General features: G+C 57.7%; 9 protein-coding genes and 2 pseudogenes. 9 read left to right on the forward strand and 2 right to left on the reverse strand.

The genetic code is table 11. From position 1 onward, the window contains the following. Positions 1-342 precede the first annotated feature (342 nt). Positions 343-2,052 (forward strand): hypothetical protein, encoded by a 1,710-nt coding sequence (locus ACM62R_RS01310; protein ID WP_415182264.1) that lies wholly within the window; start codon positions 343-345, stop codon positions 2,050-2,052. A gap of 73 nt (positions 2,053-2,125) precedes the next feature. Here ACM62R_RS01310 and ACM62R_RS01315 read toward each other — a convergent pair. Then, positions 2,126-2,611 (reverse strand): annotated as a pseudogene (locus ACM62R_RS01315) (IS6 family transposase); the annotation flags it as partial. 164 nt (positions 2,612-2,775) lie between these two features. Here ACM62R_RS01315 and ACM62R_RS01320 point away from each other — a divergent pair. The 7 genes and pseudogenes from ACM62R_RS01320 (at position 2,776) to ACM62R_RS01350 (ending at position 6,368) form a co-directional block, all read left to right on the forward strand. Continuing rightward, positions 2,776-3,024 carry a Mu transposase C-terminal domain-containing protein gene (locus tag ACM62R_RS01320; protein WP_415182272.1) on the forward strand — a complete coding sequence of 83 codons (249 nt, stop codon included), beginning with the start codon at positions 2,776-2,778 and terminating at the stop codon, positions 3,022-3,024. A gap of 40 nt (positions 3,025-3,064) precedes the next feature. After that, positions 3,065-3,478 (forward strand): plasmid pRiA4b ORF-3 family protein, encoded by a 414-nt coding sequence (locus ACM62R_RS01325; RefSeq protein ID WP_415182265.1) that lies wholly within the window; start codon positions 3,065-3,067, stop codon positions 3,476-3,478. 93 nt (positions 3,479-3,571) lie between these two features. Continuing rightward, on the forward strand, positions 3,572-3,949 hold the full coding sequence (locus tag ACM62R_RS01330; RefSeq protein ID WP_415182266.1) for an ArsR/SmtB family transcription factor: 378 nt from the start codon (positions 3,572-3,574) through the stop codon (positions 3,947-3,949). Beyond that, positions 3,946-5,013, forward strand: coding sequence for an ACR3 family arsenite efflux transporter (arsB, locus tag ACM62R_RS01335; RefSeq protein ID WP_415182267.1), 1,068 nt, complete (start codon positions 3,946-3,948; stop codon positions 5,011-5,013). The genes ACM62R_RS01330 and arsB overlap by 4 nt, the downstream gene beginning before the upstream one ends. Continuing rightward, positions 5,010-5,431: pseudogene (locus ACM62R_RS01340) on the forward strand (arsenate reductase family protein). The gene arsB and the pseudogene ACM62R_RS01340 overlap by 4 nt, the downstream one beginning before the upstream one ends. Positions 5,432-5,872: 441 nt before the next feature. Then, the gene (locus tag ACM62R_RS01345; RefSeq protein ID WP_415182268.1) at positions 5,873-6,196 is read left to right on the forward strand and encodes an IS66 family transposase; all 324 of its coding nucleotides are present in this window, start codon (positions 5,873-5,875) and stop codon (positions 6,194-6,196) included. A gap of 25 nt (positions 6,197-6,221) precedes the next feature. Then, positions 6,222-6,368, forward strand: coding sequence for a transposase domain-containing protein (locus ACM62R_RS01350; protein WP_415182269.1), 147 nt, complete (start codon positions 6,222-6,224; stop codon positions 6,366-6,368). A 341-nt stretch (positions 6,369-6,709) separates the two neighbouring features. Here the strand turns inward: ACM62R_RS01350 and ACM62R_RS01355 are convergent, their stop codons facing one another. After that, positions 6,710-7,399: a GntR family transcriptional regulator gene (locus ACM62R_RS01355; protein ID WP_415182270.1), complete on the reverse strand. Its 690-nt coding sequence runs from the start codon at positions 7,397-7,399 to the stop codon at positions 6,710-6,712. Between the two features lie 192 nt (positions 7,400-7,591). On the opposite strand from ACM62R_RS01355, the gene ACM62R_RS01360 reads away from it, so the two are divergent. Beyond that, positions 7,592-9,016, forward strand: a complete 1,425-nt coding sequence (locus ACM62R_RS01360; RefSeq protein WP_415182271.1) for an NCS1 family nucleobase:cation symporter-1 — start codon at positions 7,592-7,594, stop codon at positions 9,014-9,016. The last annotated feature ends 632 nt before the right edge of the window (positions 9,017-9,648 follow it).

Here is a 9,648-nt window from a genome sequence, read left to right on the forward strand (position 1 = left end):
GCTGACCGAAATTGGGTGAAAAAAACGGCTTGATCAAGACGGATACTCGAGATCGGGATGAAGAACCTCGCCTACAACATGCGCCGCCTCGTTCAACTGCGCCGCATCAACCCGTGTCCGGCGTGAAAACGTTCGGCCAAGAACGCAGATCATGCGGCACATCATGCAAAATGGTCCGGAAATGGGCTGGGAATCATCAGGTTGCACGCAACAACCTTGCAGCTGGCGGTCTTCGATGCGCGTTCCAATGCACTTCAGGTTGCATCACATGCTTCATAGTCGCGAAAACGGTCAAAAATCGAGGTGCCCTGACGCCTAAATTTTGACACATTCTCTTACGTCATGTTACCATTTATCAATAAATTTTCAATTCAGGGGGGCACGAATATGGAAAAGATGCAGAGATCGACGGCTATCGCGACCGCGCTTGTCTTGATAGCGTCGCAACCGGCCTTTGCTGATTTCATCAATGAACCATCCGCCTCGGGGCTAACAGCCGTAAACATTACCGGGGTTGGTCGTAGTCCCGTCACCGGAGTCTATGACATCGACGGCCCGGTTTTTGATGCGACCGGCCGTCAATTGCATATCGGCTATTCAATGGGCGTTCCGGTCGCTTCACTCACCCTGAACAACCAGGTCGGCACTTATGACGTGATCGGGATCACCGGGTTGGGCCTTGCCTATGTCGGCAATGGATCACCTGGCGCATTGACCGTGACCGGCGATGGCGCCTTCATCGAGGCCGACACCACATGGTTCGGCCATGGAAACGACGCGACAGTGAATATTCTGGATGGGGGCCGTTATTCGGGCGAGCGCACCTTCTTGGGCTTGGATGATTCAGGCACCCCGCCGGGCAATGTCGACGTGACTGTTTCCGGGGCCGGTTCGATCCTGGAAACAGAAACGGTCTTTATCGGTTCGTCGAAAACTGCAACATCGTCTCGATCGGTTCTGACGGTCAGCAATGGGGGAACATTGTCGGCTGCGCCGACGCCAGGCGATCCCTACTCCTATGGCCAGATATATGTCGGAAATGATAGCCAAACCCGCGATGACAGGCTTTTGATCACCGGCGCCGGATCACGAGCAGAGGCGACCGACTTCGTCGGGCTGCTCTCACGCGCAGGGTCCGACCGGATTGACGTGCTCGACGGCGGCACGCTCGCCTCCCTGGGCACTGGGCCGGGTCAGGAAAGCGGAGACATCTGGGTCGGCGGTTTCGAGGCCCCGGCCGAAATGTTGATCTCGGGCACCGGATCGACGGTAGAGGCAGCGGGCGGCCTTAATGTTGGCTTTACGCGGTTTGTCGGTTTTGACGATCCCGACACCTACACTGGCCCGAACTTCGGCCGACATGATGGCATCGTCACGGTTACCAATGGCGGGCTCCTCGATGTCGGCGGCGACATTATTCTTGATATCTCAGAGGGCTTTGACGCATCCGGGGGGGCGCTCGTGGGTGATCCCGTCAGTGCCGAGTTGGTTGTGGGTTCTGGCGGCACGGTTCAAGCGACAAATGTGATTGTCAATTCCGGGGGTGTATTGCGTGGTAACGGCGGTACGATCCTGTCCGACGTCACAATCAACGGCGGCTTATTGGCTCCGGGTTCGTCCCCCGGCATCATGACCATCGACGGCGATCTCGACATGTTCTCTGCAACGATCGAGATTGAGCTTGGCGGCACGGCACCGGGCTACTATGACATGCTGAATATCTCAGGCAACCTTTTTGCCGATAGCGGCACCATCTTCTCTTTCCTCACTGTGGACGGATTCACGCTGACGGCTGGCGACAGCTTCGATATCTTCAATGTTATGGGCTTTACTGATATCGGGAATGCGATTTTCGATATTGCGGGGTTAGGCTTTGGAACAACGACCAGCTTCGTTAGTGGCCCGGGCGGGTCTTTGGCGCTGCGTATCGATTCTGTCGGAACAGCACCGTCGCCGGTGCCATTGCCCGCAGGTGGGGCTCTTCTATTGGGCGCACTGGCGTTGCTTGGTGCAGGACGTCTACGGCGGACCTTGGGTCGGAGCGTCGCCTGAGCAGAATGAGAGATAGGGGGGGGCCGTACCAACCAGGTCTGTCAAGGGTTCTGCAATCACGATTTGCGGCAGGCTTCCACGCCTCGAATGCTTCGACCCGATGGTAGCGAATGGTGAGAGCGGAACGACGATGGGCTGGGACAGAGAAACGATTGCGGGTTGCGGAGTACATAGATGCGAAGCGTTCTAAACTACCCGGCGGCCGGAAACCCTGCATCACCCCCTCTCGTTTTCGAAAAGGGAGATGGCTGTTTTCTGCATGGTTGTTGAGCCCCTTGTGTGACCAATGATCAAGGCCAGGCGCGACCTCGCGCTTGGCGGCGCCATAAGAGCGCAGCTTGTCCGTAACGATCCTATTGGGCACGAAGCCCCAGCGTTTCATCAGTTTGACCAAAAGCCGCTTTGCAGCGCGCTTCTCTCGCCTAGATTGAAGGATTTCTCCAAGCACAATGCCGTGTTGATCGACCGCGCGCCACAGCCCGTATGACCGGCCCGCTATATCCACGACGACTTCGTCTAAGTGCCAGATATCGCCGGGGCGCGGCTGCCGTCGCTGCAGAACGTGGGTGTCGCGCAGTTCTTAATTGTGAGGTGACAAATTCAATGAAATCAACGTCTGTGCATCACTCTTACATATGATATCTTGCTTTTAATTCCGATATTTTTGCCCTTAAACCTGAGACAGGGTTCACAGGCTTGTGCGGCAAATATCGATAGAGAATGATGGGCGACATACCCTTCGAGCCGGAGACCTTTCATCTGGGTTTCCTACCCAGCAAGCTGCACAAGGCCAGGCGTGATGGTATCCATCTGTTCGGCATTCGGTATTGGTCCGATGCCCTTGCAGGTCTTGTCGGGCGCGGGGATGGAAAGGTAGCCGCTCGTAGAGTGTGTTCGATAGTGTCCGCTTTGTATGGGGGACACTATTGGGCTTGGTATGGCGCGTCGAACGAAGCGGCTTTGAACGGATGAGGAGAAGCGGTCGGTCCGTTTTCAGACGACAGCGGCGGGCGTGTCGGTGGCGCAGGTCGCGCGCCTCAAGGTCACATTGTCCGATGTTGATCCTCAGGTGCTTTGGCGCTTCGATGTGCCATTGAAGGTCAAGCTGAACCGCCTGCACGGTGTGATGCAGGCTGCCATGGGCTGGACCGACAGCCACCTTTATGAGTTCCGGGCCGGCGGTGTCGGCTGGGGTGTCCCATATCCTGAATACGATTACGATGGCCCATTGCCCGTACGCAAAACCGGCCTGCTGGATGTGCTCGAAGATGTCGGCACCAGGACCATCCATCACGTCTATGACTTTGGCGACAACTGGCACCATGTGCTCAAGGTCGAGAAGATCAATGATGCCATCCCGGGCGCCGCATATCCGCGCCTTGTCAGGGCCATCGGTGCCTGCCCCCGGCAATCTGCTGGACGATGATCGACCAAAGGGCGATCTGACATCTTCTTTGAGTCGGGACGCATTTTGCGGAACCGCTTGACGAATGGCAATCACTTCCATAATTCCAGATGTATGGATAAGAATAGCGCTCTCAACGCCTTTGCCGCACTCAGCCAATCCACCCGGCTTGACGTGTTCCGCCTGCTCATTAAGGCAGGGGAGCATGGGATGTCGGCCGGTGATATCAGTGGCACACTTGAGGTGCGCCAGAACACAATGTCGGCCAACCTTGCGATCTTGGCCCGGTCCGGCCTTATCCAGAGCAAACGGGAAGGTCGCAGCATCCACTATTTCGCCGACATCAATGGAATGCGCGGCCTGCTTGCTTTTCTGATGGAAGAATGCTGCGGCGGCAGGCCCGAAAAGTGCCAACCAGTTCTCGACGAATTAGTCTGCGGCCAAGCACCGCCAAGGCCACCTGAACGCCACCCTTACGAAAGTTCGACATGACAGGCACATCGCTTCCCGCTGCTGCGGGTCTGGGAACCTTTGAACGCTGGCTTTCTGTCTGGGTGGCGCTTGCCATCGGCGCGGGACTGCTTCTGGGCAATCTGTTTCCGGGGCTGTTTTCGTTTCTGGCGTCGCTGGAGATCGCTTCAGTCAACCTGCCGGTGGCGGTCCTGATCTGGGCGATGGTCTATCCGATGATGGTCGGCGTCGATTTCGGGGCCCTGCGACAGGTGGGGGACAAGCCCAAGGGACTGGTCGTAACGCTGGTGGTAAACTGGCTGATCAAACCCTTTACAATGGCCGCGCTTGGCGTAATTTTCTTTGAATATGTCTTTGCCGGCCTGATCCCGCCGGACGATGCACAGGCCTATCTGGCCGGCGTCATTCTGCTTGGGGCAGCGCCCTGTACTGCGATGGTGTTCGTCTGGTCAAACCTGACGCGCGGCGATGCCACCTATACGCTGGTACAGGTCAGCGTGAACGACGTGATCATGGTGTTTGCGTTTGCCCCCATCGTGGCCGTTTTGCTGGGTGTAACGGACATCGCCGTGCCGTGGGACACGCTCTTGTTGTCGGTGGGCCTCTATGTTTTGCTGCCGCTGGTCGCGGGCTATTTTACACGCAAAGGCCTTGTTGCGAAGGGTGGCGAGGCGGCAGTCGAGGCGTTCAAGGCCCGTGTGCAGCCGTTCTCCATCGCAGGGCTGTTGTTGACCGTGGTGCTGCTGTTCGGGTTTCAGGGCGAGGTCATCCTTGAGCGGCCGCTGGTCATCGTCCTGATCGCCATTCCGCTGCTCATCCAGTCCTACGGCATCTTCTTTCTGGCCTATCTTGCGGCGCGAGCGTGGAAAATTCCGTTCAACATCGCCGCCCCCTGCGCGCTGATCGGCACGTCCAATTTCTTTGAGCTTGCCGTCGCCGTCGCTATCAGCCTCTTCGGGCTTGGCTCTGGCGCGGCACTGGCGACGGTCGTCGGGGTTCTGGTCGAAGTGCCGGTGATGCTGTCGCTGGTCGCCTTTGCCAATCGGACTCAGCATTGGTTTCCATCCGAGAAGGACATCTCATGACCATCGTCATCCATCACAATTTCGCCTGCGGCACATCGCGCAACGTGCTGAGCCTCATCGAGGCTTCTGGCGAGACGCCGGTGGTCATCGACTATCTCGCCACCGGCTGGACCCGCCCGCAGCTATTGGCGTTGTTCGCCGCAGCCGATCTGACGCCACGCACTGCATTGCGGACAACAAAATCACCGGCAGAGGAGCTGGGGCTGCTCGATCCCACTGTGAGTGACGAAACCCTTCTTGCCGCGATGCTTGAGCACCCCGTTTTGGTCAACCGTCCCATCGTCTGTTCGCCCAAGGGGGTTCGACTTTGCCGCCCGAGCGAGGCCGTGCTCGACCTGCTCGACCGGCTGCCCCCGGCCCGGTGGCCAAGGAGGACGGCACGCCCCTGATCGACGCCGAGGGAAATCGGGTTGGTTGATACGATTAACCTTGAAGGCCGGCACTCCTTTAATGCACGACCCGCAACGCACGGTAACTTGCGGCAAGAAATTTCAGCGCGCCCACGCCACGAATGCGCCGACGAAAGCCTGATCAGCCTTCATAAAGCTGCTACAACACCCTAAGCGGTGTGCCAGCCCCGTGGTTTCGATTTGACGTGAGTTCGGGCATGCCGTTTTGCAACTGAGTTTGCGGGAGGCTGTCAGCCTGCCATCTGGCCCTGGTCGTCGACCGGATGCTGGTCCACCTCAAACGATCCGGCCGCCTGTTCATGCCACGGGGCGCCATGGCCGCCATGCGATAGACATCCTGCAAGTCGATGGTTACACCGGCTACGATGCCCTGGCTGAACCAAAACGTGTGGGCGGCGTGCCGCTGACGCTGGCTTACTGCTGGGCACATTCCCCCTCTCATGGTTTGCATGCAAACCATTGCCGGCAACGGGCGCAAGTTGCATGGCATCTATCAAAAAGACGGCTCCGGGATCGCCGCCGAAGGCCTGCGCCGCATCGCCCAGCTCTACAAGATCAAGGCCAGCGTCCGGGGGCGCTTACCCGAGAAGCTTGACCATATTCATCGCCACTGGGATGGTCCGCAAATCTTTCTGACCGACGGCCGCGTCGAGATGGACACCAACCCGGTCGAAAACACCATCAGACCCATAACGCTCAATCGCAAGAACGCACTCTTCGCCCCCTCTCGGGATTTTGGCCTTGCCAAAACCCTGCCGGGCAACGGGTCATGATGAGGGCGGCCGAACCTGGGCGCGCATGGCACCAAGGCTCGAAACCTGCAAGCTGAACGCTGTTGATCCCTACGCCTACCTGCGTGAAACCCTGACCGCCATCGCGGGCAGCCACCCCGCGCCGCGCATCGACGACCTCATGCCCCGGGCCTTCCATAAACTGTCAAGCTGAAAGCCCGACGGAGGTCTCGCACCGCTTAGGCAACACCATTGCAAAACTGTCGTGAACAGAGCCTGGACCGGCCCCAGCGCCTGACGTCACCAGCAGGATTGTCTGGCAGAGGACATGATGAAAACCGAGTCCCACATCCTTTCGGCCTTTGGCCGCGACCTCGAAACCGCCGAGGCGATGATCACGCGCATGGGCGGTCTGGCCTAGGCCGCCATTCTTGAGGCGGCCCGCGCCTTGGAAAGGGTTTGCATCAGCAATCTATTTGGGCCACGCAACTGCCTGAACTAAGTAAGTGCCGGACTCATCTGGCTGGTGCCTTTTTACAGTGCGCTGTCAGTGATCTAAACGCTCACGCCCCACCAACGCAACGTGCTCTGCAGATGATTGCGTATTGCACTGCGTGCGGCATCCACGTCACGCGTCTCTAGTGCGGCGACAATGGCAAGATGCTCGTCCATGGCCGACACGATTCGGTCCGGCAAGAATGCCCGTGTGTTCTGGATGACCGCAATCCTATCCCGGTTTTCGGCATATAGCCGTGTGGCCAGTGCGGAATTCAATCCAGTCGCAAGCGCGTCGTGAAGCGACAGGTCGGTCTCGATAGCGCGGAGGGAAAGTTGCGATGTTGGTTTGGCCAAAGCATCGTCGCGCAGACATTCATGGGCAGCCCTAAGACTGGCCAGGGGAATGTCGCGGTTTTCTTCGATCAAACGCCTTGCCCCCTCACCATCAAACATGGCCCGCAACTCAAGACACTCGCGCGTTGTCTGTGCGCCAGAGTCCATGACCATGACGCCGCGTTTCGGGATCACCGTGAACAACCCGCTGACCTCAGCGCGCTTGACCGCGTCACGCACCGCCGCGATTGGCATTTCAAGCCGGTCGACAAGCATGGGTATGGACATGAAACTGCCACTGGTCAGGCGACCGTCCCGCAACTGCGTCACAAGGGCCTGATAGGCGCGCTCGTTCAACAGATCAGGCGGCGTCTTTGCGGTTTTCGCGGGAGTGTCAGTGTTTTCAGCGACCATAGCCCATTACCTTACAGTTAAACCTGAAGCAGATTTTCAAGAAAATCATGAAGGACCTTTCTTGATGTTCCATCTACTATGCTTTCTAAAATAATGCGTAACATTTTAGTTGCAATGGCAGATAACGTGAACGCGAGAGCGAATTGGCGAGCTTCTGTGTTTGTTCGAAATCGACTTAGGGGAGAATGGGATATGGACACGACACACACCGATCACACGCAAGGAGGCGGCGACACGCTGCGCCCAGTTACCAGTGAGGAGAAATCCTGGGGATGGTTCGCCATTTTCAATGTTTGGGCTAACGATATTCAGTCGCTTTTCGGCTATTCGTTGGTCGCGTCGCTTTTTATCTCGTTCCATGTCAGCGGCTGGACCGCCTTTGCCGCCTTGATCACGGCCAGCCTGTTCGTAATGTTCCTCGTCAACCTCTCGGGGGCCGCCGGCGAGAAATACGGCATTCCCTATCCGGTCTTTGCACGTGCCAGCATGGGCACCGCCGGAGCGAAACTGCCAAGCATTTTACGCGCTACCGTGGCGGTATTCTGGTATGGCGTGCAGGTCTATTTCGCCTCGACCGCCGTGGCGCTGTTGATTCACTCGATCACTGGGGCCGACGGTGGATCGGAGTTCCTCGGGCTCACCGCGATTGATTGGGTCTCGTTCTTGGTCGTCTGGGTCTTCCACATCGTCATTTTCTGGCGCGGCATGAACTGGGTTGAAACCTTCCTGAACATTGCAGGTCCATTTGTTTATGCGGTGATGATCGGTCTGGTGGTTGTTCTCTGGATTAAGTCGGACGGCCAATTGTTCAGTGCGGCGCGCACTATTTTTGCAAGCCCTGAGGGCACATGGCACACCGAGATCAACGGGTTTGTCGCAATTGTTGGCACGATGGTAGCCTATTTTGCGGCCGTGATGATCAACTTCAGTGACTTTTCGCGCTATGCCAAGGACAAGAACGCAATGGTCAAGGGCAACTTTGCCGGCCTGCCGCTCAACATGATCCTGTTTTCGGCGCTGGCCCTGTTGACGACGGCGGGTGCTGCTGTTGTCTACGGCGAGGCAATCATCAACCCGACCGAGATTGTGGAGCGCACTGATAGCGTGATCTTGGGCATCATCGCTGCCATCACCTTCTTTGCGGCGACAGTCGGCATCAATTTGGTGGGCAACTTCATCCCCGCCGTAAACGGCATCGCAAACTTGGCGCCGTCCAAAATCAGCTTCCGCATGGCCGGTTTGATCACCTCAGGCTTCGCCCTAATCATCGGTGGTCTCTGGACTGCGTTCATCAGCAATGTCGGTATCGACGGCTTCGTCAACACGCTTGGCGCGACGCTGGCCCCGCTCTACGGCATCCTGATCGTCGACTACTACCTGCTGCGCAAGCAAGAGCTAAACCGCGACGCGCTCTACAACATGAACGGCGGCGAATACCACTATGGCAATGGCTGGAATGAACACGCATTGGTCGCCTTCGCCCTCGCCGCAATCTTCTCCGTTGCAACCGTGTGGGTCCCGGTGCTGAGCCAGCTTAGCGGCTATGCCTGGGTCATCGGTGCCGTATTGGGTGGGGTGATCTTCTACTACCGCAGCAAAGGCGCACGCCCCGCGTAAGAACCTCCCATCACCCGGTCTGATTGTCAGCATTGGATCGGGTGCTTTTTCTTGGGACTACGATTGCCGGCCCAATCCGCGTCCGGTGGATATCGTGGTCATGAACAGAAGGGCTCCGCGTGTCGTGGGGCCCAATCTTGTTTCATTCTACGGATTTCAACCAAAGCCAAGCCCGCCGTCAGGTTCCGGGTGCGCGCGTTTCGTCAGACCCAATTTTTCCCGCAGTCTGACGTTAGAACCAACACATAGCGGACATTGTTTGGTCAACCGCGAAGGTTCGTTTTGCCCGCACTGTGTAAGTTGGCGCACCCTGCCACAAAGGTCAGCTTTTCCGTCAAAAATGACAACCTGCCCTTGATGGAACGCAATTCACAGGCGACGATCCCTGCCGCGCAAGTTGGCTGATGTCAAACTGGATCAATGGCGGCGTTTGTCAAAGCAGTTGTCCGCCGATTTCATGCGGCGCCTCTGATTTCAGGGGCGTTGATTTCGTGTTCGGGGTTGAGTCCTGCGGGTTGTCCGTTGCGGGTCTTGCCTTACCAGCGTTCCGGATTTTCCGCACCCGCATCGGCATAGAGGCTGGCACGGTTTTCCAGCGTCGCACGATCATGGCCCGTGTGGCGGGCATTCGG

Origin of the sequence: Phaeovulum sp. (assembly GCF_047638075.1) — a bacterium.
In the GTDB taxonomy this organism is placed as follows: Bacteria; Pseudomonadota; Alphaproteobacteria; order Rhodobacterales; family Rhodobacteraceae; genus UBA6197.

Excerpts from the sequence above, each read along its gene's own strand:
- ACM62R_RS01310 (WP_415182264.1), top strand. The coding sequence starts at position 343 with ATGTTACCATTTATCAATAAATTTTCAATTCAGGGGGGCACGAATATG.
- ACM62R_RS01320 (WP_415182272.1), top strand. The coding sequence starts at position 2,776 with ATGGGCGACATACCCTTCGAGCCGGAGACCTTTCATCTGGGTTTCCTA.
- ACM62R_RS01330 (WP_415182266.1), top strand. The coding sequence starts at position 3,572 with ATGGATAAGAATAGCGCTCTCAACGCCTTTGCCGCACTCAGCCAATCC.
- arsB (WP_415182267.1), top strand. The coding sequence starts at position 3,946 with ATGACAGGCACATCGCTTCCCGCTGCTGCGGGTCTGGGAACCTTTGAA.
- ACM62R_RS01345 (WP_415182268.1), top strand. The coding sequence starts at position 5,873 with ATGCAAACCATTGCCGGCAACGGGCGCAAGTTGCATGGCATCTATCAA.
- ACM62R_RS01350 (WP_415182269.1), top strand. The coding sequence starts at position 6,222 with ATGGCACCAAGGCTCGAAACCTGCAAGCTGAACGCTGTTGATCCCTAC.
- ACM62R_RS01355 (WP_415182270.1), bottom strand. The coding sequence starts at position 7,399 with ATGGTCGCTGAAAACACTGACACTCCCGCGAAAACCGCAAAGACGCCG.
- ACM62R_RS01360 (WP_415182271.1), top strand. The coding sequence starts at position 7,592 with ATGGACACGACACACACCGATCACACGCAAGGAGGCGGCGACACGCTG.